The organism is Janthinobacterium sp. LS2A, from assembly GCF_036543145.1.
In the GTDB taxonomy this organism is placed as follows: domain Bacteria; phylum Pseudomonadota; class Gammaproteobacteria; order Burkholderiales; family Burkholderiaceae_D; genus Janthinobacterium; species Janthinobacterium aestuarii.
Window position 1 is genome coordinate 180,882 of sequence record NZ_JAZHPB010000010.1, and the last position, 22,045, is coordinate 202,926.

Annotated in this window: 19 protein-coding genes; 9 read left to right on the forward strand and 10 right to left on the reverse strand. The window is 65.0% G+C overall.

The genetic code is table 11. From position 1 onward, the window contains the following. Positions 1 to 5 precede the first annotated feature (5 nt). Positions 6 to 452, forward strand: a complete 447-nt coding sequence (locus V3C40_RS24495; protein ID WP_331778756.1) for a hypothetical protein — start codon at positions 6 to 8, stop codon at positions 450 to 452. Positions 453 to 1,150: 698 nt separating this feature from the next. Here the strand turns inward: V3C40_RS24495 and V3C40_RS24500 are convergent. Next, positions 1,151 to 1,684 (reverse strand): ankyrin repeat domain-containing protein, encoded by a 534-nt coding sequence (locus V3C40_RS24500; RefSeq protein WP_331778757.1) that lies wholly within the window; start codon positions 1,682 to 1,684, stop codon positions 1,151 to 1,153. 229 nt (positions 1,685 to 1,913) lie between these two features. Between V3C40_RS24500 and V3C40_RS24505 the strand changes: the two genes are divergently transcribed. Next, the gene (locus tag V3C40_RS24505; protein WP_319993089.1) at positions 1,914 to 2,273 is read left to right on the forward strand and encodes a cupin domain-containing protein; all 360 of its coding nucleotides are present in this window, start codon (positions 1,914 to 1,916) and stop codon (positions 2,271 to 2,273) included. Between the two features lie 23 nt (positions 2,274 to 2,296). On the opposite strand, the gene V3C40_RS24510 is transcribed toward V3C40_RS24505, so the two are convergent. The 3 genes from V3C40_RS24510 to V3C40_RS24520 all read right to left on the reverse strand — a co-directional run bounded on the left by V3C40_RS24510 (position 2,297) and on the right by V3C40_RS24520 (position 6,673). Then, a complete protein-coding gene (locus V3C40_RS24510) occupies positions 2,297 to 3,496 on the reverse strand; it encodes a YbfB/YjiJ family MFS transporter (RefSeq protein WP_319993090.1) in 1,200 nt (399 codons plus the stop codon). A gap of 220 nt (positions 3,497 to 3,716) precedes the next feature. After that, the gene (locus V3C40_RS24515; RefSeq protein WP_331778758.1) at positions 3,717 to 4,811 is read right to left on the reverse strand and encodes a tryptophan 7-halogenase; all 1,095 of its coding nucleotides are present in this window, start codon (positions 4,809 to 4,811) and stop codon (positions 3,717 to 3,719) included. Next, positions 4,808 to 6,673: a LodA/GoxA family CTQ-dependent oxidase gene (locus V3C40_RS24520; protein WP_331778759.1), complete on the reverse strand. Its 1,866-nt coding sequence runs from the start codon at positions 6,671 to 6,673 to the stop codon at positions 4,808 to 4,810. Before V3C40_RS24520 ends, V3C40_RS24515 begins: the two co-directional genes overlap by 4 nt. Before the next feature lie 186 nt (positions 6,674 to 6,859). On the opposite strand from V3C40_RS24520, the gene V3C40_RS24525 reads away from it, so the two are divergent. Next, entirely contained in the window at positions 6,860 to 7,525 is a 666-nt protein-coding gene (locus tag V3C40_RS24525) for a response regulator transcription factor (protein ID WP_034754799.1), read from the forward strand. Beyond that, complete coding sequence (locus V3C40_RS24530) at positions 7,519 to 8,829, forward strand: ATP-binding protein (protein ID WP_331778760.1); 1,311 nt, start codon at positions 7,519 to 7,521, stop codon at positions 8,827 to 8,829. Before V3C40_RS24525 ends, V3C40_RS24530 begins: the two co-directional genes overlap by 7 nt. A gap of 55 nt (positions 8,830 to 8,884) precedes the next feature. Here V3C40_RS24530 and V3C40_RS24535 read toward each other — a convergent pair whose 3' ends face one another. Beyond that, the gene (locus tag V3C40_RS24535) at positions 8,885 to 9,523 is read right to left on the reverse strand and encodes an NAD(P)H-dependent oxidoreductase (RefSeq protein ID WP_034754795.1); all 639 of its coding nucleotides are present in this window, start codon (positions 9,521 to 9,523) and stop codon (positions 8,885 to 8,887) included. 120 nt (positions 9,524 to 9,643) lie between these two features. Further along, positions 9,644 to 10,645: an aldo/keto reductase gene (locus V3C40_RS24540; protein ID WP_331778761.1), complete on the reverse strand. Its 1,002-nt coding sequence runs from the start codon at positions 10,643 to 10,645 to the stop codon at positions 9,644 to 9,646. A gap of 98 nt (positions 10,646 to 10,743) precedes the next feature. Here V3C40_RS24540 and V3C40_RS24545 point away from each other — a divergent pair, with 98 nt between their 5' ends. Further along, the gene (locus V3C40_RS24545; protein WP_331778762.1) at positions 10,744 to 11,631 is read left to right on the forward strand and encodes a LysR family transcriptional regulator; all 888 of its coding nucleotides are present in this window, start codon (positions 10,744 to 10,746) and stop codon (positions 11,629 to 11,631) included. Here V3C40_RS24545 and V3C40_RS24550 read toward each other — a convergent pair whose 3' ends face one another. Together V3C40_RS24550 and V3C40_RS24555 are read right to left on the reverse strand one after the other, a co-directional pair. Next, positions 11,632 to 12,717, reverse strand: coding sequence for an ATP-binding protein (locus V3C40_RS24550; protein ID WP_331778763.1), 1,086 nt, complete (start codon positions 12,715 to 12,717; stop codon positions 11,632 to 11,634). Continuing rightward, positions 12,717 to 13,466 carry a response regulator gene (locus V3C40_RS24555; protein ID WP_331778764.1) on the reverse strand — a complete coding sequence of 250 codons (750 nt, stop codon included), beginning with the start codon at positions 13,464 to 13,466 and terminating at the stop codon, positions 12,717 to 12,719. Before V3C40_RS24555 ends, V3C40_RS24550 begins: the two co-directional genes overlap by 1 nt. A gap of 134 nt (positions 13,467 to 13,600) precedes the next feature. On the opposite strand from V3C40_RS24555, the gene V3C40_RS24560 reads away from it, so the two are divergent. Genes V3C40_RS24560 through V3C40_RS24570 form a run of 3 tightly spaced genes read left to right on the forward strand, consistent with a single transcriptional unit; the run spans position 13,601 to position 19,311 of the window. After that, positions 13,601 to 14,758 (forward strand): efflux RND transporter periplasmic adaptor subunit, encoded by a 1,158-nt coding sequence (locus V3C40_RS24560; protein WP_051991551.1) that lies wholly within the window; start codon positions 13,601 to 13,603, stop codon positions 14,756 to 14,758. Between the two features lie 33 nt (positions 14,759 to 14,791). Then, entirely contained in the window at positions 14,792 to 17,938 is a 3,147-nt protein-coding gene (locus V3C40_RS24565; RefSeq protein ID WP_331778765.1) for an efflux RND transporter permease subunit, read from the forward strand. Further along, positions 17,938 to 19,311 (forward strand): efflux transporter outer membrane subunit, encoded by a 1,374-nt coding sequence (locus tag V3C40_RS24570; protein WP_331778766.1) that lies wholly within the window; start codon positions 17,938 to 17,940, stop codon positions 19,309 to 19,311. Before V3C40_RS24565 ends, V3C40_RS24570 begins: the two co-directional genes overlap by 1 nt. 9 nt (positions 19,312 to 19,320) lie before the next feature. On the opposite strand, the gene V3C40_RS24575 is transcribed toward V3C40_RS24570, so the two are convergent. Both V3C40_RS24575 and V3C40_RS24580 read right to left on the reverse strand, forming a co-directional pair. Continuing rightward, complete coding sequence (locus tag V3C40_RS24575) at positions 19,321 to 19,890, reverse strand: Hcp family type VI secretion system effector (RefSeq protein WP_072453861.1); 570 nt, start codon at positions 19,888 to 19,890, stop codon at positions 19,321 to 19,323. Between the two features lie 21 nt (positions 19,891 to 19,911). After that, a complete protein-coding gene (locus tag V3C40_RS24580) occupies positions 19,912 to 20,199 on the reverse strand; it encodes a DUF6150 family protein (protein ID WP_331778767.1) in 288 nt (95 codons plus the stop codon). A 194-nt stretch (positions 20,200 to 20,393) separates the two neighbouring features. On the opposite strand from V3C40_RS24580, the gene V3C40_RS24585 reads away from it, so the two are divergent. Next, on the forward strand, positions 20,394 to 22,043 hold the full coding sequence (locus tag V3C40_RS24585; protein ID WP_331778768.1) for a DUF4394 domain-containing protein: 1,650 nt from the start codon (positions 20,394 to 20,396) through the stop codon (positions 22,041 to 22,043). Positions 22,044 to 22,045: the final 2 nt, after the last annotated feature.

Genomic DNA, 22,045 nt, shown 5'->3' on the forward strand with positions numbered 1-22,045 from the left:
TAATTATGGATGAAGATAAAAATAAAGAGATTTTCGATATTAATGATCTTGCTCGGACTGCATTAATTGTGGAGGATTTCGATGATGCTATGGGGGCTTTGGGAGTTATTAAAGCTATTGATAAGTCACGAGCTAAAGATGTTGCATTGAAAATCCTGAAACTTCATGTTGGCGATGTCTTTTACCAAGCATATGCATTTGAAATTCTGTATGATATTTCTCTTTCTGATGCAGTGAAGTACATGGAAGAAAATGCCAACATGGTTCATCCTTATATCTTACGGTCAATGCTTGCATGTGTAGCTATTGATGCAGGATTGATTGATAGCCGAAGTGAGATATTAAGTGCAGTTGGGACATTGCGTTGTGTGTTAATGAGTAGATCGCTAGATGATTTGAGTGAAGTTCACGAGCAAAAAAAATTTTTCGAAGATGCCTTCCCACACGTATAGATCGACGTTAAATTTCGCAGCGAATAGTGTTTTTTCTTTTAATGTAATGAATGTGGGTCGGGGGCAGATACCGTCTTGAATGGCAAGTCCTTTTGCCCAGAAGCAGGGCCGGGGTCAGATCCGCTATTCGTACACGATCTCAGCCCTAGCCGTCGCGATCTGCAGCAAGTTGCGCTTTATTAAATGCCGATCGGGCTCGACTGACTGTCCTGCTCGAGACGTGAGAAGCGGCGGCGATGTGGGACATGGTAAAAGCGGTTGACAGATAAGCGCGTGCCATGGCCTCGTCTCTGTCGCTATAGCGGGCTTGATATTGTGCTAATGACAGCTTGATAGCGCGGCGCTGCTGCCTTGGCGTATCTTTGAATGCATTTTACCGCTGCGATTGTTGATGTGCCGAAACGAAGGCGTCATTGCCTAGAAGCATCTGGTGACGGGTATGGGCGAGCGGACTAGTTTCGCTCATCCCGGCCGCAACCAAGCGGCAACCATAGATAAATCCGGTGAGGGTATCGGCAACTGAATGGTTTGGAAATCACTGAAAAATCAATCGCTTAGCCACCTCGTTGACCATCGAGTGGGAATAATCTCCCGTCCAGAACCGTAGGCTAATGCCGGGTCAATGAAACAGCTGAGCTCTGGCTATTAGGTTTTTTTGCCTAGTGGCTGTCGCAAACTACTGGCGATATCTGCATCGGCTATGCCATCTGCCCCAAGCTGATCAGCCGAGCCAAAGTCTCCTGCGCATTCATGCTTTTGGCCAGCGAGACGGCGGTCATGCCCCGGCTGTCCACGGCATCGATGCGGGCGCCGTGTTGCAGCAGCAGGTCGAGGATGGCGACGCGGTTGAACATGGCGGCCATCATCAATGGTGTCTTGCCGTCCGGGCTGGCGCCCTCCACATTCGCGCCGTGCTTGAGCAGCAGCCCGGCGATGTCCTGGTAGCCTTTGTAGGCCACGCCGGCCAGCGGTGTCTGGCCCTGGTCGTTGGGGACGTTGGCGTCGGCGCCCGCTTCGAGCAGCAGGCGCGACGTTTCCAGGTGGCCATGGTAGCTGGCCAGCATGATCAGGCTGTCGCCTTTTTCGTTGCGGAAGTTGACCGGCACGCCTTGGGCAAGCATGGCGCCCAGTTGCTGGGTGTCGCCTTCGCGCACGAGGGCAAACAGGCCCTGGATGAATTCCAGGGTTTCGGCATCCATCGTTGGGGGGAGTTTTCGTGCATCGGTGTTCATCGTGTTCTTTCTGCGAAGGTTTAAATGGATATTGAAGTAGTGGCCGGGAAGTGTCAATTGTACGAGTCCGGCTTCTCACTTGAGGTAAATGCAACAAGGTGCTCCGCTTGTAAATTTCCATTATTAAACTATATTGGAAAATGATGTGATTTTTATATCATTTCAGTTATTCCGATTCGGAAATTTAATACTTCCAGAAATTCCAAAGGGGGGACGAGTCATGAGTGCAATGTTAGAAAAGAAGTCCATCGACAAACCGGACGAAGTGCGTCCATTCAAGGACGGAGCCGGCCGGATGGCTGTCTTTACGCTAGGCGAACAGACCATGGGGCGCGGCGAATTTGAGCCTGGCTGGCGCTGGAGCCTGCATGTCAAACCGATTGCGGGAACGGATTCGTGCCAGGCAGCGCATACCGGCATGGTTCTCGAGGGGCGGATGGTGGTACGGATGAATGATGGCGCCGAGATGGAATATGGACCGGGTGACGTCTTCTATATGCCACCGGGACATGATGCCTGGGTGGTTGGAGATCAGCGTTGTGTCCTGTTCGATGTCACCGGTGTCGCAAGGTATGCCAAACCGCAATAAAGGCGGCAGCTGAAGACAGCCGCTCACGCGCCCGCCGCCAGCGCCTTTTGCCGCGATGCCAATGCGGCGCCGATAAAGAGGGCGATGGCCGAGGCGATCAATCCCCGCTCCAGTCCGGCGGGGCCGTCGGCGATCCAGCCGACGACGATGGGGCCAACGATCTGGCCCAGCGCGAATACCGTCGTGTAGGCACTGATGCCGGCCGTCCAGGATTGCGGTGGCAGGTTATGCCGCACGAGGGCCGTGGTTGACGCCACCACGGACAGGAACACGGCGCCGAAGACGAGGCCTGAAATGAACACGACGGGCGCAAAGCTCGTCAGCGCGGGCAGGATCGTAACTGCGCCCAGCACGCCGTTCAATATCGCCAGCGATTCGCCGCCCCTGTAGCGGTCGAGCATGCGCGCCCAGATGCGCGACGACGCCACCACCGCCAGCCCCAACAAGGTGTAGAACACGGTGATCAAGGTGGCGCTCATGCCTTGCTGCTTGAGCAGGGCGATAACGAAGGTCATGTAGCCGATGTAGCCGACGCCAAACATGAAGTAGCCGGCCAGACTGGGGGCAAAGTCGCGCCAGGCGAAGCGCCGCGGCGTGTCGAGGGCGCGCGGCGCTTCGCCGATCGCCTTCGCCGGCACGGCCATGATGGCGGTGGCGGCCAGGCAGGCGATGCCCAGGGCCAGCCATGGCCATTGCCAGGCATGTGCGGCGCCGTGGTCTTGCGCGGCGGCCAATGCGGCCGGCACCAGCAGGGCCGACAGCGCGATGCCAAAACCCGTGCCGCCGTAATACAGGCCGATGTAGAAGCCGGCGTGCTGACTGTGCATGGAGCCGAGCCGCGCCGCCAGCACGCCGCCAGCGATGAAAATGAAGGCGCTTGCCACGCCCGCGCACACGCGCTGCAGGAACAGGGTGGTCGTATCGCTGACGAGGCCCGACATCAGCATGAAGATGCTGGCCAGCACGGAACCAATGATGAGCAAGCGCCACACGCCCAGGCGGCGCATCAGCGCCGGCGTGGCCAGGGCGCCGAGAAAATAGCCGAGCGCATTAAACGTGTTCATGGCCCCGGCCAGCAGGTAGGACCAGCCCAGGTCGTCGCGCATGGGCGGCAGCAGCAAGCCATAGGAAAAGCGCGACAGGCCCAGGGCCACGGCGGCGCCCAGCGACAGGGCCAGCGCCGTGGCCAGCGGATGGGACGGGGAATGATCGTGTGTCGGCATGTCCAGGATACCCGTCTATATGAAAAGCGTGGAGTTGGCGCCGGGGCAGGCCGGCGGGCAAGGTCTGTGCGGGACAGTGGCATAGGGCGCTGACGACACGCTTTTTTACTGCCAAGTTAGCGAATCGTGCCTGGGAAGTCAAGCAGGGACGTGCCTGGACATGGCGGGAGGCAATGCGATTTTTCTATCATTGCTTGTGGAGATTCGCCTTTCGCGCCAGCTAGAGCGCCGGGACGCGCCGGCTCCAGAACGGTGCCGTGGGCCAGCGCGTTTCCTGGCCGTAGCAGTACGCCAGGTGGCGTTCATACGCCGCGCCGATGGCGGCCAGTTCCCCATTGTAGTGCCGGTAGGCTTGCAGCTCTCCCTGCAGCGTACGGTCGGCTGCCTCGGCGGCGGCCAGGCCCGTGTACAGGGCGTTAAAGATGCCTTGCGACGACAGCGGGTCGAAGCTCAGGGCCGCGTCGCCGACGGCGAACCAGCCTGGGCCGGCACCGGCGTCCAGGCTGGCCGTATGCGCGGGCGTGGCCATGGCGAGCGTATCGGCCGCATAGCCTTGCTGCGCCAGCAATTCCCCCGTAGCGGGCAGCTTGCGCGCCGCCGCTTCCAGCCAGCCGGCGTCGCGCAAGGCGTTGTTGGCGAGCAAGTCCGCATCCGTATGCAGGGCCAGCACGCGGCGCTGGCAGGGCAGGGGCGCGCTGTACCACCAGCCGTATTCGCAAGCCTCGATGTGAGCAAAGCCACGCGTCGATGGCGTCCTGTCATGTCCGTATTGCCATACTGAAACTAACCGGTCGCCGCGCTGGCGCCGCGCCCCGACTTTGCGGGCCAGTCGGGCGCTGCGTCCCGTGGCGTCGATGACGATGCGCGCGGCCACGTCGCAGGGGCCATGCCGCGTTTGCAGCCGTACTTTCCAGCCGCCATCGTCGGGCACGATGCCCGCGACTGTGGCCGAGGCCAGCAGGGCGGCGCCGCGCCGGCGCGCTTCGTCGCGCAGCCACAGGTCGAAGGTGCCGCGCGCCAGGTGCCAGCCGTGGCCATCGGGATCGCTGAGGAAATGGTGTTCCGTCCAGGCGCCGTTCCACCAGGCGCGGTTGCCGTGGTAGGGCGGATGGCCCTGCCGCAGGAAGGCGTCAAGCAAGCCCATGTCCTGCAGCAGGCGCGCGGCGGCCGGCGGCAGCGATTCGCCGATGCGCGCCAGCGGGGCGGCCAGCCGGTCGACCAGCAAGACCCGGTGCCGCCCCGCCAGGTTCAGGGCGGCCGTGGCGCCGGCAGGACCGGCGCCGACGATGAGCACGTCGGCTTGCAGCACGGTCACAAGCGGTGTCGCTGCAGATGGCGCGCTTTTTCCGTGCCTTCCAGGTCGACGTCGACGAACTCGTCCGGTATGGCCGCTGCCGCGCGCAGCTGGTGCTTGCCGGCTATCGGCGGTGGCAGGTTTTCCACCTGCAAGAATGAGGGGAAGCCGGTCACGTCCGTGGGGCCGGGGCGCACCTCGACCACGCCCACTTGCGCCAGGTCGGCGATCATGTTGTTGATCTGCTCTTCATAGCTGATGTTGCCCAGCGGACGTATCCACGCGGCGCGCCGGGCGAACGCGGCCAGGCGGTCGTCGACGGGCACTTCGCGGTTCATTACCGTGTCGTAGGCCAGTTTGCTCATCACCTGGTTCGGCACGCGCGCGGGCCAGAACGTGGGCACATAGGGATCGTAATCGGACTGGTAGCCGGAGCGGCAGCTGGCCGTGTCCGTCTGCCATGGCACGGCCATCCAGCGCGTCACGCCGCCGGCGATCTGCGCCGAGCAGGGGCTGCCGATATTGTCCGGCGTCAGGACGGCGCCGTAATCGGGCTCGACCCAGCCGGGCGGCCGGTGCGCCAGGCGGAATGGCGCGCTGTACATGCTGGCCTGGCGCATGGGCCAGGTCATTTCGCAGCCGGGGTGGAAGGCGTCGGCCAGGCAGAATTCCATGGCCGCGCGCAGCAGGGTGTCCGGTTGCTGCGCCACGTCCACCTCGGCCAGGCTTTGCGGCGGCGTCTTGCCGGGCGCGTAGTCGGCCGTGAATTCGCCAGCCGCCCATTGCTTCAGGAAGCGCAATTGCAGATTGCTCAGCGCGCAGTTCTGGCGCGGCGTGTCTGCCGGCGGGATGGCCATCGCATCGCCATACAGCCACGGCCACGGCGATGGCGCCCAGGCGTCGCGCTCGAACTGGCGGAACTGGTTATAGATGACGTTGCGCCACTCCCTGCGGTTTTCGGACGGGCTGGCCAGGCGCGCCATCCACTCGTCGCGGCTGAACGGCGTGCTGCCGTCCCAGCCGAAGGCGGCCGCGAAGCCCGCGTTGACCCACTGCAGATTGGACAGGCGCTCGAAAATAGGGCGGATATCGTCCTGGAACGAGGGAACGGCCGGTGCGGTAATTTTGCCTTCGGAAACAAACAAGTCGCGCATCAAGTCCCACATCGTGCGCACCGACTTTTGCTGCGGCGCGTAGTCGGGCGGCGCGACGACCACCCAGGCCATGTCGACGGGCAAGGCCTGGCCCTGGTAGTGGACGGTGGCGCAGACGGGGCCGTCGGACGTGTCGTCATGCCAGCCTTCATTGTTGGCGAAGGTGATGGCGCGCGCGCCATTCCACGAGGCCGACTTGCCATGGCCGCCCAGCACGATCAGCCGTCCCATGGCGTCCGTGCGCAATTCGCCCAGGTAGACGGGCGTGCCCAGGAAGCTGCCGCTGTCGAAGGCGACGGCCGGCTGTTCCTTGCCGCTGATCTTGCGCTCGCCCGGCGTGATGGACAATTGCGCGCGGTCGGTGACGGCCATGTTGCGCAGGAACGAGGGCTGGGTGACATGCGCTTCCGGAATATCGAGCGCGATCTGGAACTGGTACCACGCCGCCTTGGTGTTGGCCAGGGTGACGGACCATTCGATGTCGGCATTGCCGGCGTTCAATTCGGCCACCGCCACGCCGGCGGCATTCAGGCCGTAGAGGCGAAAGCTTGCCGCCTGGCGCTTGATGGCCCCGGACGCATCGCGGTAGTAGCCGGCCGGCCGCGCCGCCGGTTCCGGCACTTCCGGTCCCAGGAAGTATTCGCTGGGGCTGTTGCCCACGCGGGCAATGCCGATGGGCGGATAAATCGCGGCCTTGACGATGACGGTATCTTGGGTGGAACTGGACATGGCGTGCCTTTCCAGATGCGTGGAGGGAAGGAAAATATACCGCATAAAAAACGCGCCAAATGCGCACATAGTCACCGCATCGTGAATTCCTGCGACGGGCGCCGGACACATGCTGCTGCGGCGGCCAGGCCCGCTTTTTCCAGCCACGTTAAGATAGCGGTATTTTCAAGACTGTGAGAGGCCCAGGTGCGCGTGTTGCTGGTGGAAGACGATCCGATGATCGGGGAAAGTCTGGTCGAGGGCTTGCGCGGCGAGTGCTATGCCGTGGACTGGGTGCGCGACGGCCACGATGCGGAGCTGGCGCTGGCCGGTTTCGCCTACGATTTGATGCTGCTGGACCTGGGCTTGCCCGGCAAGCAGGGCATGGACGTGCTGCGCAGCATGCGTGCGCGGGGCGCCGAGTTGCCCGTGCTGATCATCACGGCGCGCGACGGCACACCGGCCCGCGTCGACGGGCTCGACAGCGGCGCCGACGATTACCTGGTCAAGCCGTTCGACCTCGACGAGCTGCTGGCGCGCATCCGCGCCTTGCTGCGGCGCCGGGTCAGCCGTTCGCGCTCCGTCATCGAGCATGGCGCGCTGATACTCGACCTGGCCAGCCACGACGTCACGTTCGAGGGGGAACTGATCAAATTGCCGCCGCGCGAGTTTTCCGTGCTGCGCGCCTTGCTCGACCATCCGGGCAAGGTGGTGTCGAAACGCCAGCTGAGCGAAAAACTGTATGGCTGGGATTGCGAAGTGGAAAGTAATACCGTCGATGTGTACGTATACCAGCTGCGCAAGAAGTTCGGCGCGGACTGCATCCAGACCGTGCGCGGCGTGGGCTACAAGATGCGGGTGGCGGCATGCTGACCATCCGCCGCCAGTTGCTGCTCGGCTTGCTGGCCGCCACCTTGCTGTGCGTGCTCGGCGCCGGCATTTCTCTGTTCCGCTCGCTGCTGGAAGAAACCAATGAACTGGCCGACTTGCAGCTGCGCCAGCTGGCTGTGGCCTTGCCCGACGAGTTCGAGCCGCAGGCGGGCCTGGCCGCCGCGCAAGATCCGGAAGAAGCGTTCGTGCTGCAGGCGTGGGACGAGGACGGCCAGCCCTTGCCCGTCCTGCAGGGCCAGCCGGCATTGCCGCGCTATGCGCTGGCCGGCTTTGCCGATGTCGTGCTGCACGGCGAGGACTGGCGCCTGTACGGCGAAACGCGGCGCGGCCGCTACGTGCAGGTGGCGCAGGCGCAGGCCGTGCGCGACCAGCTGGCCTGGCAGATGACCATGCGGGCCGGCGCACCGCTGCTGGTGTTCGCGCTGATCCTGGCGCTGCTGATCGTCGTCGTCGTGGGGCGCGCGCTGGCGCCGCTGCACCGGCTGGCCGAATCCGTGGCGGGCCGCTCGCCGGACGCCTTGACGCCGCTGGCGGCCGACGACATGCCGCCCGAACTGCGGCCCGTGGCGCTGGCGTTGAATAGTTTGATGGGGCAGTTCGAGGCGGCGCTGACGGCGCAGCGCACCTTTGTTGCCGATGCCGCGCATGAATTGCGCTCGCCGCTGACGGCGTTGAAACTGCAGCTGCAGGTGGCCGAGCGGGCCGGCAGCGAGGAAGAACGCCGCGTGGCGCTGGCGCGGCTGCACGAACGGCTGGACCGCAGCACGCACCTCGTGCGTCAGCTGCTCAGCCTGGCGCGCCATGAAACGGCGCTCACGGCCAGCCAGCTGCACACAGTGGATCTGGGACAATTGCTGGAAGCGGCCGTGGCCGACCACAGCGCGCTGGCCGATAGCCGCGACATCGATCTGGGCGTGGTGGAAGCCCCGCCGGCAAGAGTACTGGTGCAAGCCGATCCCGACGGCCTGCAAGTGTTGCTGAATAACCTGATCGACAACGCCTTGCGCTACACGCAGCAGGGCGGCAGGGTCGATTTGCAGGCGGTGCTGGAAGAGGGCAGACCGCTGCTGCGCGTGTCCGACAACGGCCCCGGCGTGCCGCAACAGCACCATGCGCGCCTGTTCGACCGCTTCTTCCGTCCCGACGGCAACGACGCCTGGGGCTGCGGCCTGGGCCTGTCCATCGTGCGCCACATCGCCGAGCACCACCAGGCCGATATCGCGCTGGCCGAAGGGGAGGCGGGACGGGGACTGCAGGTGACGGTGCGTTTTCCGCAGGCGGCCTGAATGAAAAAAGCGGATGCCGGTGAAGGCATCCGCTTTTCAATTACGGGCGAAGCGCTTAGGCCAGCTCGGTGATGAATTGCTCGCGCGCAGGGCGCACTTTTTTCAGGTCCACCAGCCAGTCGCCTTCGCCGGCGCGGTAGCCGAGCGGCAGCATGACGACGGAACGCAGGCCTTTTTCGCGCAAGCCCAGGATCTCGTCGACCTTGGCCGGATCAAAACCTTCCATCGGCGTCGAATCGACTTTTTCCTGCGCCGCGGCGATCAGGGCCGTGCCCACGCCGATGTAGGCCTGGCGCGCCGCGTGCTGGTAGTTGGTTTCCGCATCGCGCTGCGGGTAGGTGGCGAGGATTTGCTGGCGGTACGCTTCCCAGCCTTCATTCTTGAAGCCGCGCACGGTATTGACCAGGTCAAACATCTTGTTGATGCGTTCGACCGTGTAATTGTCCCAGGCAGCAAACACCAGCAGATGCGAGGCGTCCGTCACTTGCGACTGGTTCCACGCATGCGGCTTGATCTGCTCGCGCAGGGCCGGATTCGTCACGACGAAGACTTCGTAAGGATGCAGTCCGCTGGAACTGGCCGTCAGGCGCACGGCTTCCAGAATGCGCTCGACCTTGTCTTGCGGCACCGTTTTTGTCGGGTCCATTTTCTTGGTGGCGTAGCGCCATTGCAGTGTTTCGAGCAAATCGGACATGTAAATCCCTTTCATAATGAATAGTTCAGACTGGAAATGATAGCGGATTCGGGCATTTCAAGTGTAAAGGGGCAAAGAATTGCTTACCGTACTCAAGTTAGCGCACTCCAGCATGGTTGTCTACAGGCCAACCATGGCAAGCTCCACGTCCGGGTAGCGCGCACCCTGCACGCTGGCGGGCGCGATGGCGGCGCCGATGGCGGCCAGCTCGCTTTCGCTCAATGTGATTTGGCCGGCGGCCACATTCTCTTCCAGGTGCACCAGGCTGCGGGCGCCCGGTATCGGTACGATGTCAGTACCTTGCGCCAGCAGCCAGGCCAGCGCCAGTTGCGCCGCCGTGGCGCCGCGTGCGGCTGCCAGGCGCTGCAGCTCGGCAACGTGGTGGGCGTTGGCCGCCATCGCGGACGGCTGGAAGCGTGGCAGGCTGTGGCGGTAGTCGTCTGGCGCCAGCGCGGCGCTGGAGTTCAGCTGGCCCGTCAGGAAACCCCGGCCCAGCGGGCTGTAGGGTACGAAGCCGATGCCCAGCTCCCGGCAGGCAGGCAGCACCTCGGCTTCCACGTCGCGGCTCCACAGCGAATATTCGGACTGGACGGCGGCGATCGGGTGCACGGCATGGGCGCGGCGCAGGGTGGCTGCCGACACTTCCGACAGCCCCAGGTGGCGCACCTTGCCTGCCAGCACCAGACCGGCCATGGCGCCCACCACGTCTTCGATGGGCACGGCAGGGTCCACGCGGTGCTGGTACAGCAAGTCGATGCACTCGATGCCGAGCCTCGACAGCGACGCTTCCACGGCCTGGACGATGTGCTCGGGGCGGCTGTCGACACCCGCCATGCGTTCCACGCCCTGGCCGTGGGGCAAGATCTTGAAGCCGAACTTGGTGGCGATGCTGACCTTGCCGCGCAGTTCCTTCAGGGCGCGGCCTACCAAGTCCTCGTTGGCGTAGGGGCCGTAGACTTCCGCCGTGTCGATCAGGGTCACGCCCAGTTCCACGGCGCGGTGCAGCACGCGCAGCGAGGTGGCCTCGTCCGCGCCGCCGTAGGCAAAGCTCATGCCCATGCAGCCCAGGCCGATGGGAGCGACGCGCAAGCCGGAGTTGCCCAGTGTTCTGTGATTGTCCATTGCATTCCTTGTTAATAGTTGGAACACAGAGTATGGGCGGGCGCACAGCATGCGATAAGATAGCTTATCCTGCATGTATTGCTGAATGAAACTCATGAATGATGGCTGACCTGAACGAATTGACGGCCTTTGCCGCCGTCGCCCGCCTGCGCAGTTTTCGCAAGGCGGCCCTGGAACGGGGCGTGTCCGCCTCCGCCCTCAGCCATGCGCTGCGCGCGCTGGAAGAGCGGCTGGGCGTGCGCCTGCTGAACCGCACCACGCGCAGCGTCACGCCGACGGAGGCGGGGCAGATGCTGCTGGCGCGGCTGGCGCCGGCCATGCGCGAAATCGATGATGCCTTGCTGGACCTGAGCACCTTGCAGGATGTGCCGGCAGGCAAGCTGCGCCTGAACGTGCCCCGTCCCGCCGCCCGGCTGCTGCTCGCGCCCATGCTGGCCAGTTTTGTCGCCCGTAATCCGCGCGTGCAGGTGGAAGTGGTGACCGACGACGGCATGATCGATATCGTGCGCGATGGTTTTGACGCGGGCATCCGCTTCGGCGAGCAGGTGGCGGCCGACATGATCGCCGTGCCTGTCGGCGCGCCGCAGCCGTTCGTGGTGGTGGCATCGCCTGCCTACCTGGCCGTGCATGGCGCACCAAGCACGCCGCGCGCACTGCTGAACCACGCCTGCATTGGCCGGCGTTTTCCCAGCGGGCGCCAGTATGCGTGGGAGTTCGAGCAGGCAGGCGAGGGCTTCAGCATCGCCGTCGGCGGCCCGCTCGTGTTCGACGACGATGAACTGATGCTGCGCGCGGCCCGCGATGGCGCGGGACTGGCCTATGTGTACGAGGCCGATGCGCGCGCCGATATCGCGGCGGGGCGCCTGGCGTGCGTGCTGGAGAGTTGCCTGCCGCCGCCGCCCCGTTACTTCCTGTATTACCCGAGCCGGCGGCAGATGCCAGCCGTCCTGCGCGCCTTTGTCGACATGCTGCGCGCGCCGGCGTAGTTAGCCGGCGGGCGGCGGCGCGGCATGCTCGACCGGCCACTTGATGGTGAACAGACTGCCGCCCGCCTTGCCGCGCGTGCAGACTGCGCTGCCGCCGTGGGCGCGCGCGATGGCTTCGACCACGGCCAGGCCCAGGCCGCTGCCCGCGTTCAGGTCGACCCTGGCGCTGTCGCCGCGGCGGAACGCTTCGAACACGTGCGGCGCCAGTTCCTCGGCAATGCCGGGGCCCGCGTCCTCGACGCTCAGGTAGTACTGGCCGGCCAGCACGCGGGTGCGCACGCGCAGCAGGCCCGGATGCGCATAGCGGCGCGCATTGTCGAGCAGGGCCAGCACGATTTGCCGGATGCGCGCCGCGTCGCAGCAGACGGGATGGTCGGACAGGTGCAGGTGCAAGGTAAAACCGGCCGCTTCCATTTCCTGCGCCAGCAACCGGCCCACTTCCTCGATTTCCAGGGTCAGGTCCGTCCACGCCATGCGCAGTTGCATGTGGCCGCTGTCGGCCAGGCTCAGGGTGCGCAAGTCCTCGATCAGGCGCCCCAGGTCTTCCACTTGCGCCAGCAGGCTGGAAAACGGCACTTCCTCGGGCTTGAAGACCCCATCGACGACGCCTTGCAAGGTGCCGCGCAGGATGGTCACGGGCGTGCGCAGTTCGTGCGCGATGGCCGCATTCCACGTTTCGCTTTCCTGCGCTCCCCGCTGCAGGCGCTCGGCCATGCTGTTGAAGTTGTCGACCAGCATGGCCGTCTCGCCCAGGCTGCGGTCGCCGGCAAACGCGCGCGCGGACAGGTCGCCATGGGCCACGCGGCGCACGCTGTCCATCACGGAATTGATCGGTTTGAGGATGCGTGCGGCCAGCTTGAGGGCGAAAAACGCGGCCAGGCCCAGGCCGAAGATGGTGATGGCGAAGATCCACAGCCACTCGACGGTGCTGGGCGACCAGTCGTCCGGCTCGGACAGCATGCCGGGATCGATCTTGAAGGCGATGGCGAAGAAGGTCCAGGAACCGATCCAGATGATCAGGATGCTGCACACCATCAGCACGGACATCGACAGGATGATTTGCCGGTTCAGGCCTGTGAAGCGCATCAGAGATCGCTTTCGAGACGGTAACCCACGCCGCGCAGGCTGGCCGGCATGTTCATCACGCCCGCTTCTTCCAGCTTCTTGCGCAGCTTGCTGACGTGGCTGTCCACCGTGCGTTCCATCGAATTGCTCTCGGGCATGCACGACTCGAGCAATTCCAGGCGGCTGCAAACGCGGCGCGGCGTGCGCGCCAGGTGCGCCAGCAGGCGAAATTCAGTCAACGTCAGGCTGAGCGCCACAGCCATGCCATCGTGCAGCACGCTGGCCACATACGTTTCCTGGTCGATTTCGATGGGGCCGCAGCGCAGGCGCTGGCCGCCCACCGGGTGGTGGCGCACGCGCGAGCGGCGCAGCACGGCGGCCACGCGCGCCACCACTTCGGCCGGATTGAAGGGCTTGATGATGTAGTCGTCGGCGCCCACGCGCAGGGCGGCCAGTTTATCGGCATCCTGGTCGCGCGCCGTCAGCATGATGACGGGCGTTTCGCCGCGCCGGCGTACTTCCGCCAGCACGCCCCAGCCATCGACCCTGGGCATTTGCACGTCGAGCAGCAGCAGGTCCGGCGCCAATGCCAGGTGCTGGTTCAGCGCTTCCTGGCCATCGTGCGCGAAGGCCGTGCGGTAGCCGTCGCGCTCGAGGTAACCGGCGAGGATGCGGGCGATTTGCGGTTCATCTTCGGCGATCAGAACGAGGGCGGAAGGCGGCGTGGTGGCAAGGAAGGAGGGCTGGCTGGCGCTGTGATGATAGTTCATGCAATTAGTCTAGCATTCTTCGCTGTCTCCATCGAATCTCCACATTTCTTTGACGGAACATCCATGCAAGGCTTTTATGCTGCGGCCTATCTGTCGACCGGACCGCCGGTTGGGATCTGCCATAGAGAAAGACCATGCATCCGAGCCACCTCACCAAGAAAAACATGTTGATCGCCGCGGCACTGCTCAGCCTTGCCGCCTGTTCCAAACCCGCGCCGGAAGAAGGCGCGGCGCCGCCCGCCGCCGTCACCGTGCTCAAGCTGCAAGCGGCGCCCGTCGTCCTCAGCGATGAATTGCCGGGCAGGGTGGCCGCCTTCCGCACGGCCGATATCCGCCCGCAGGTGGGCGGCATCGTGCTGCGCCGCCAGTTCGAGCAGGGCGCCGAAGTGAAAGCGGGGCAGAAGCTGTTCCAGCTGAACCCGGCGCCATTCCAGGCGGACGTCGATTCGGCCGCCGCCTCCTTGCAGCATGCGGTGGCCACGGCGAAGCGCGCCAGCAGCCAGGCCGACAGGTTAAAACCGCTGGTGGAGGCGGACGCCATCAGCCGCCAGGCGTATGACGACGCCGTGGCCCAGCGCGAGCAGGCCGTGGCCACCGTGGCGCAGGCGCGTGCCGCCCTGGCGCGCCGCCGCCTGGACCTGGCTTTTGCCAGCATCGAGGCGCCGATTGCCGGGCGCATCGGCTCCGAACTGGTGACGGAAGGCGCGCTCGTGGGCCTGGCCGATGCGACGCCGATGGCGCGCATTCAGCAGATCGACAAGGTGTACGTCGACGTGCGCCAGCCGGCCGCCGCGCTGGCCGCCTTGCAAGCCTCGGGCAACGGCGGAGCCGACAAGCTGCCCGTGACCATTTTAGGCGCCGATGGCCAGCCGCATCCCGTCACGGGCCGCATCCTGTTCTCGGGCATCAGCGTCGATGCGGGCACGGGCGACGCCGTCGTCCGCGTGCTGGTCGACAATCCGCAGCGCCAGCTGCTGCCGGGGATGTTCGTGCGCGCCCGCATCGCCCGCGCCGTGCAGGCAAATGGCGTGCTGCTGCCGCAGCAAGCCGTCTTGCGCAGCAGCGGCGGCCAGGCGCAGGCTTGGGTCCTCGATGGCACGAACAAAGCGAGCCTGAAGACGATCGCCGTGGGCGACGTCGTCGACCACCAGTACGTGGTCAACGGCGGCCTGAAAGCGGGAGAAACCGTCGTCATCGAAGGCCAGGAACGCCTGCAGCCGGGCGCCACCGCCGCGCCGCAACCGTGGAAGCCGGCTGTCGTGGCAACGGCCGCCGCCGCCAAGGCGCATTGATGCGCCATTTGAATACCATGAAAGCCTAACGACATGCCTCAATTTTTCATCAACCGCCCCGTCTTTGCGTGGGTGGTGGCGGTCTTCATCGTCCTGTTCGGACTGATCGCCATACCGCAATTGCCGATTGCGCGCTTCCCCTCGGTGGCGCCGCCCAGCGTCAGCATCAGCGCCAACTACCCTGGCGCCACGCCGCAAACCATGAACGATTCCGTGGTCGGTCTGATCGAACGCGAACTGTCGGGCGTCAAGCACCTGCTGTATTTCGAGTCGTCCACCGATACGTCGGGCTCGGCCTCGATCACCGTCACCTTCCAGCCGGGAACGGATCCGGAAATGGCGCAGGTGGACGTGCAAAACCGCCTGAAAGCCATCGAACCGCGCCTGCCGCAAGCCGTGCGGCAAAACGGCTTGACGGTGGAATCGGCGTCGTCCGGCTTCCTGATGATCGTCAGCCTGATTTCCGACAACGGCCAGCACGATGAAGTGGCGCTGGGCGACTACCTGGCGCGCAACGTGACGGAAGAACTGCGCCGCATTCCCGGCGTGGGCAAGGTGCAGCTGTTCGGTTCCGAGCGGGCCATGCGCATCTGGGTCGATCCGGCCAAGCTGGTGTCGTACAACATCGCCATGGGCGAGCTGACGGCGGCCATCGCGCAGCAAAATGCGCAGATCGCCCCGGGCCGCCTCGGCGACTCGCCCGCCGTGCACGGCCAGCGCGTCACCATCCCGCTGACGGTGCAGGGCCAGCTGCAGACGCCGGCCGAATTTGCGGCCATCGTCCTGCGCGCGAATGCGGACGGCTCGAAAGTGACGATCGGCGACGTGGCGAAAGTGTCGCTGGGCGCGCAAAGCTTCAACTTCAGCATCCGCGAAAACGGGCAAGCCGCGTCGGGCGCCGCCATCATGCTGTCGCCCGGCGCCAACGCCGTGCAGACGGCCAGCGCCGTGCGCGCGCGCATGGCCGAACTGGCGCACACCATGCCGGCCGGGATCAAGTATTCGGTACCGTTCGATACGGCGCCGTTCGTGAAGATATCGATCGAGAAGGTCGTCATCACCTTGCTGGAAGCGATGGTGCTGGTCTTCCTCGTCATGTATCTGTTCCTGCAAAAGATACGCTACACGCTGATTCCCGCCATCGTCGCGCCGATCGCCCTGATGGGTACTTTCACGGTCATGCTGATGGCCGGCTATTCCGTCAACGTGCTGACCATGTTCGGCATGGTGCTGGCCATCGGCATCATCGTCGATGACGCCATCGTCGTGGTGGAAGCCGTCGAGCGCCTGATGGCCACCGAAGGCTTGTCGCCGAAGGAAGCGACGTCGAAGGCCATGCGTGAAATCACCGGGGCGGTAGTGGGCATCACCCTGGTGCTGACGGCCGTGTTCATTCCGATGGCGCTGGCCAGCGGCTCCGTGGGCGCGATCTACCGCCAGTTCACCCTGGCCATGGCCGTGTCGATTCTGTTCTCGGCATTCCTGGCGCTGACCCTGACGCCGGCCCTGTGCGCCACCATGTTGAAACCGATAGGCCCGCACGACCATGACAAGAAAGGCTTCTTCCTGTGGTTCGACCGCGGTTTTGAGCGCATGACGGCGCGCTATGAAAAGGGCGTGGTGGCGATGGTGAAACGCGCGGGCCGCTCGATGGTGCTGTATGGCGCCATCGTCGCGGCGCTGGGCGTGGCCTTCATGCAGCTGCCGTCGGCCTTCTTGCCCGAGGAAGACCAGGGATACTTCATCACCTCGATCCAGCTGCCGTCCGACGCGACGATGGAGCGCACGCTCGACGTCGTCAAATTGTACGAGCAGCACGTGGCCACGCGGCCCGGCATCGAAGTGAACCAGTCTATTCTCGGCTTCAGCTTTTCCGGCGCGGGGCCGAATGCGGGCCTGGCGTTCACCATGCTGAAGGACTGGAAAGAGCGCAACGGCGCCACGGCGCAGGAAGAAGTGGCGCTGGCGCAGGCGGCCATGTCGCAGGCGAAGGAGGGCATGATCATGAGCCTGATGCCGCCCGCCATCGATGAACTGGGCAACTCGTCCGGCTTTTCCATGCGCCTGCAAGACCGCGCCAACCAGGGTGTCGCTGCCTTGCAGGCGGCGCAGAACCAGTTGCTGGGCCTGGCCGCGCAAAGCGGCAAGGTGGCGGGCGTGTATCCGGACGGCTTGCCACCGGGCGCCAGCGTGCGCCTCGACATCGACCGCACCAAGGCCGAAGCGCTGGGCGTGTCGTTTACGGCGATTGCCGACATGCTGACGGCGGCCATGGGCTCGACCTATGTCAACGATTTCCCCAACGCTGGCCGCATGCAGCAGGTGATCATCCAGGCCGATGCGCCGTCGCGCATGCAGTTGAACGACGTGCTGGCCCTGCGCATCCGCAATAACGCGGGCGGCATGGTGGCGCTGGGTGAGTTGGTGCGGCCCGTGTGGAGCGAGTCGCCGCTGCAGCTGGTGCGCTACCAGGGTTATCCTGCGGCGCGCATTTCCGGCAGCGCGGCACCGGGTGTATCGAGCGGCGACGCCATGCTGGAAATGGAGCGGCTCGTGAAGCAGTTGCCACCGGGCTTCGCGCTCGCGTGGACGGGCCAGTCGCTGCAAGAGAAGGAATCGGCCTCACAGGCGCCCATGCTGATGGCGCTGTCGATGCTGGTGGTCTTCCTCGTGCTGGCGGCCCTGTATGAAAGCTGGTCGATTCCCGTCTCCGTGATGCTGGTCGTGCCTTTGGGATTGCTGGGCGCCGTGCTGGCCGTGATGTTGCGCGGCATGCCGAACGACGTGTTCTTCAAGGTGGGCATGATCACGATCATCGGCCTGTCGGCGAAGAATGCGATTTTGATCGTCGAATATGCGCGCCAGCTGCAGGCACAAGGCAAGGGGCTGGTCGAAGCGACGGTGGAAGCGGCCCGCTTGCGCTTGCGTCCGATCTTGATGACGTCGCTGGCGTTCGCGCTGGGCGTGGTGCCGCTGATGCTGGCCACGGGTGCCAGCGCCGAGACGCAGCACGCGATCGGCACGGGCGTGTTCGGCGGCATGATCACCGCCACCGTGCTGGCCGTGTTTTTCGTGCCCGTGTTCTTTGTCGTGGTGCTGGGCGCCGTCGACAAGATGAGTAGCTATTTCAACAAACGCAGTCATCGCATCGCCGTCAAGGCGGTGGAAGGAGAGTTGTAATGCGTTTATTCTTTATGACGCCCCTGGCCGCGCTGGCCTTGTCGGCGTGTTCCTTGACGCCGCCGCTGGTCAAGCCGGCGGCACCGATCCCTGCAGCGTATGCCGAGGTCTCCGCACCGGGCAGTGTGGACACTGCGGCGGACCTGGGCTGGCGCCAGATGCTGCTCGATGCGCGCCTGCAGCGCCTGGTCGACATCGCGCTGGAAAACAACCGCGACTTGCGCGTGGCGTCCCTGAACGTGGAAGCCGTGCGGGCCCAGTACCAGATCCAGGATGCGGGCCGCTATCCGGCCATCGGCGCGAATGCGGGCGGCGTGCGCCAGCGGGGCAGCGATGGCAAGACACAGAATCAGTTCACCTCGGGCATCGCCATGAGCGCGTTCGAGATCGACCTGTTCGGCCGCCTGCGTTCCCTGTCGGATGCCGCGTTTGCCCGCTACCTGGCCACGCAGCAGGGCCAGCGCGCCGCGCACATGGCCCTGATCGGCGCCGTGGCCGACGCCTACCTGGAACAGCGGCTGGCGGAAGAACAGCTGGCGCTGGCGCGGCAAACTCTGCTCGACTGGCGCCAGGCGCTGGTGCTGACGCAGCGCCTGCACGGCGCGCAGCAGGGCAGCGGCCTGGATGTGGCGCAGGCGGAAGGGCAGGCCGCGACGGCGGAAGCGGACGTGCAGGCGCGCGAACGGGCCAGTGCCCTGGCGCGCAACAACCTGGAATTGCTGCTCGGCGCGCCGCTGCCCGCCGATTTGCCGGCTGGCCGCGCACTTGATGGCCAGCCCGTGCTGACGCAGCTGCCGCCCGGCCTGCCGTCGGACTTGCTGGCGCGCCGACCCGACATCCTGCAGGCGGAATATGCGCTGGTGGCGGCGAATGCGGAAATCGGCGCCGCTCGCGCCGCCTTCTTCCCGCGCCTGTCGCTGACGGCGTCGCTGGGTTTTGCCAGCCCGGAGCTCGGTGACCTGTTCCGCGGCAGCGCGCGCAGCTGGTCGTTCGCACCGCAAGTGACGCAGCCGCTGTTCCAGGGCGGCCAGCTGCGCGCGGAACTGCAGCTGTCGCGCCTGCGCAAGGACGTGGCCGTGCTGCAGTACGAGCAGGCGATCCAGGTGGCGTTTCGTGAGGTGCGCGACGGCCTGGCCGGCAGCGCCACATATGCGCAGCAGATCGATGCCCAGCAGCGCGTGGTGGTGGCGGCGCAGCAGCGCCAGCGCCTGTCGCAGCTGCGCTACGACGCGGGCCAGGACAGCCGCCTGGAGTTGCTCGATGCGCAGCGCCAGTCGTATGCGGCCCAGCAAGCCTTGCTCGACGCACGGCGCGACCAGTTCAAGTCGGCCGTGGCCTTGTACAAGGCGCTGGGGGGAGGGCTGGAGGAGTAGGCGCCTTGCTTAGCCCGTGAAGGCGCCGATGGGCCGGTTGCGCGCCAGGCTCCAGCCTGTCGTGTGTTGGGGGCCGGGCTTGCCGTCGGCCTGCTGCACGCTGTGGCTCCAGAGGATTTCCGTGAAATTCAGCTTGAACTGCTCGGTCGGCATGTCATCGGGATGGGTTTGCAGCTGGATTTCGCTGATGATGGCGTCGCGCAGCCAAATGGTCATGATGTTGGCCGTCTTGTCGCCCGAGTTGCGGGCGATGTAGAGCTTGGTTGGCTGGTCCGTGCCGGTGCCCAGCGGCTTGGCGCGCAGGCACAGGTCGTACAAGTTGACCGAGGTCCGGTCGACATATTTGACACAGGTAAATTCCGTGATCACGGGCCGCCCCGACGTGCGCGCAGAATTGCTGACGTCCGTCGTTATTTGCTGCTTCATGCCCTGGTGCAGCGAGACCAGCTCGATGCATGGTCCCATGCCCTGCAGCGCAGCGGCGTCGCGCCAGATGGCGTCGATGCCGGCATTGCCACCGTCCGGCGTCTTGCCGAACACGAGTTCCCCGTTGCCGGGTTCCAGCAAAATCAAATCCATGACGAGCTCCTCCGCTTGATGTCAGCTGCCGCCGTGCGACAGGCAGCCCTTGAGCCGATGTGGCCGGGTCCAACCCGCTTCGCTGGCGTGGTCGACAAAACTGATGGTCAGCTGCGCGAAGCCTTGCGAGGTGAAATACACGCTGGCCGTTGCATCCTGGCGCTCACGGGTGATGAACCACTGTGCGTCGCCATGCGCCAGACCCCAGCTGGCCACGCGGTGTACCAGCAAGTCGGCATTGCCACGCTGCACGATGGCCACCCGCAGGTCGGCTTCGCCCATGTTGTTGGTCTGATAGATGCGCGCCACTTTCCTGAACCCAGTTTCAATCGTGCCTGCGACTATACACCGATTAAGTTGCCTAAACACAAGCATAAATTGCGCCGAAATAAATTTTTTTGCATCACTGCATCCAAACGCGGGCACGGCGAGTAGTACAGGGGTGCGCTCGCCGCAACGGCGGCATGAGCGGCACCTCCACTCACTCTATCGGGACCACGACCATGTCACCACTGCCAACCTTGCCATACGCCAAGCTGCTGCTTGTTTCCGCCGTCGCCATGACCTTGTCCGCTTGCGGCGGCGGCAGCGACCACGACGATGTCGTCGTCACGCCACCGCCGCCCGTGGTGGTGGCTGGCGATGTCTTCGTGCTCACCGCCAGCAACAAGCTGCTGTCGTTCGACCGCGCCACGCCGGCCACCATCCGCACCACGGCCACCGTCACGGGCCTGCAGGCCGGCGAAAACCTGCTGGGCATCGATTTCCGTCCCGCCGATGGCCAGCTGTATGGCGTCGGCAGCACGGGACGCATCTACACCCTGAATGGCGTGACGGGCGCCGCCACCGTCAAAGCCACCCTGGCGGCCGATGCGGCCGATGCGACGGCCCCGTACACGGCGCTGGCCGGTACGGAGTTCGGCGTCGACTTCAACCCGGTCGCCGACCGCCTGCGCATCGTCAGCAACACGGGCCAGAGCCTGCGCATCAATGTCGACACGGGCGCCACCACGACAGATGGCAATATCAACGGCGGCGCAGCGAATACGGCCATCACGGCGGCCGCCTATACCAACAGCTTTGCCGGCACGGCCAGCACCACCTTATTTGTCATCGATGGGGCCAACGCCACCCTGTACACGCAAAATCCGCCGAACAACGGCACCCTGGCCGGCGCCGTGCCGCTGGGCGTGGCGGCCACCGGCGTGACCGGCTTCGACATCGATGCGCGCACGAATACGGGCTACGCCGTCATGACGGTAGCCGGCGCGCGCAACCTGTACACCCTGAACCTGGCGGCCAGCACGGCACCGGCGACCCTGGTGGCGGCCATCGGCGCGGCGGAAGAGCTGCGCGGCATCGCCCTGAAAGCGCCGGCCGCGCCTATCGCCTACGGTTTGACGGACGACGCCCGCATCGTCACCTTCAAGACGGCCACGCCGAACACGCTGGACGCCAACGTGGCCGTGACGGGCCTGGCGGCGGGCGAGCGCCTGCTGGGCTTTGACATCCGTCCCAAGGATGGCTTGCTGTACGGGATATCGTCGACGGGGCGCATCGTTACCATCGACCCGGCGACGGGTGCCGCCACCGTCAAGGCGGCGCTGGCCGCCGATGCCTTGGACGTCACCGCGCCGTACACGGCCATCGCGGGCACGGCCTTTGGCGTCGATTTCAATCCCGTCGCCGACCGCCTGCGCGTGATCGGCAACACGGGGCAAAGCCTGCGCATCAATGTCGACACAGGCGCCACCACCACCGACGGTACAGTCAACCGCGCGGGCGCCGCGCCTGGCGTGACAGCCGCCGCCTATACCAACAGCTTTGCCGGCACCACGGCGACCATGCTGTTCGATATCGACACGGCCAGCGCAGCGCTCGCCCTGCAAAATCCGCCAAACGACGGCACTTTGGTGAATGTCGGCGCGCTTGGCGTGGCGGTGGCGGGCGACGTGGGCTTCGATATCGCCGGTGGCGCCAACGGCCTCGCGCTGGCGGCCTTGCGCACCTCGGCCACGGGACCGAGCTCGCTGTACCGCATCGACCTGGCGACGGGTGGGGCCGTGCTGAGCGGCGGTGCGGCCACGCCGGCCGCTTCCGCCATCGGCAATGGGACGGTGGGGCTGGTCGATATTGCCATCGCGCTCAAGTAAGG

Bases quoted from the DNA above. Each gene is read 5' to 3' on its own strand.
- V3C40_RS24570 (WP_331778766.1), top strand. From the start codon at position 17,938: ATGCGTTTATTCTTTATGACGCCCCTGGCCGCGCTGGCCTTGTCGGCG.
- V3C40_RS24505 (WP_319993089.1), top strand. From the start codon at position 1,914: ATGTTAGAAAAGAAGTCCATCGACAAACCGGACGAAGTGCGTCCATTC.
- V3C40_RS24585 (WP_331778768.1), top strand. From the start codon at position 20,394: ATGTCACCACTGCCAACCTTGCCATACGCCAAGCTGCTGCTTGTTTCC.
- V3C40_RS24565 (WP_331778765.1), top strand. From the start codon at position 14,792: ATGCCTCAATTTTTCATCAACCGCCCCGTCTTTGCGTGGGTGGTGGCG.
- V3C40_RS24510 (WP_319993090.1), bottom strand. From the start codon at position 3,496: ATGCCGACACACGATCATTCCCCGTCCCATCCGCTGGCCACGGCGCTG.
- V3C40_RS24530 (WP_331778760.1), top strand. From the start codon at position 7,519: ATGCTGACCATCCGCCGCCAGTTGCTGCTCGGCTTGCTGGCCGCCACC.
- V3C40_RS24500 (WP_331778757.1), bottom strand. From the start codon at position 1,684: ATGAACACCGATGCACGAAAACTCCCCCCAACGATGGATGCCGAAACC.
- V3C40_RS24550 (WP_331778763.1), bottom strand. From the start codon at position 12,717: ATGCGCTTCACAGGCCTGAACCGGCAAATCATCCTGTCGATGTCCGTG.
- V3C40_RS24540 (WP_331778761.1), bottom strand. From the start codon at position 10,645: ATGGACAATCACAGAACACTGGGCAACTCCGGCTTGCGCGTCGCTCCC.
- V3C40_RS24560 (WP_051991551.1), top strand. From the start codon at position 13,601: ATGCATCCGAGCCACCTCACCAAGAAAAACATGTTGATCGCCGCGGCA.
- V3C40_RS24575 (WP_072453861.1), bottom strand. From the start codon at position 19,890: ATGGATTTGATTTTGCTGGAACCCGGCAACGGGGAACTCGTGTTCGGC.
- V3C40_RS24535 (WP_034754795.1), bottom strand. From the start codon at position 9,523: ATGTCCGATTTGCTCGAAACACTGCAATGGCGCTACGCCACCAAGAAA.
- V3C40_RS24555 (WP_331778764.1), bottom strand. From the start codon at position 13,466: ATGAACTATCATCACAGCGCCAGCCAGCCCTCCTTCCTTGCCACCACG.
- V3C40_RS24545 (WP_331778762.1), top strand. From the start codon at position 10,744: ATGATGGCTGACCTGAACGAATTGACGGCCTTTGCCGCCGTCGCCCGC.
- V3C40_RS24520 (WP_331778759.1), bottom strand. From the start codon at position 6,673: ATGTCCAGTTCCACCCAAGATACCGTCATCGTCAAGGCCGCGATTTAT.
- V3C40_RS24495 (WP_331778756.1), top strand. From the start codon at position 6: ATGGATGAAGATAAAAATAAAGAGATTTTCGATATTAATGATCTTGCT.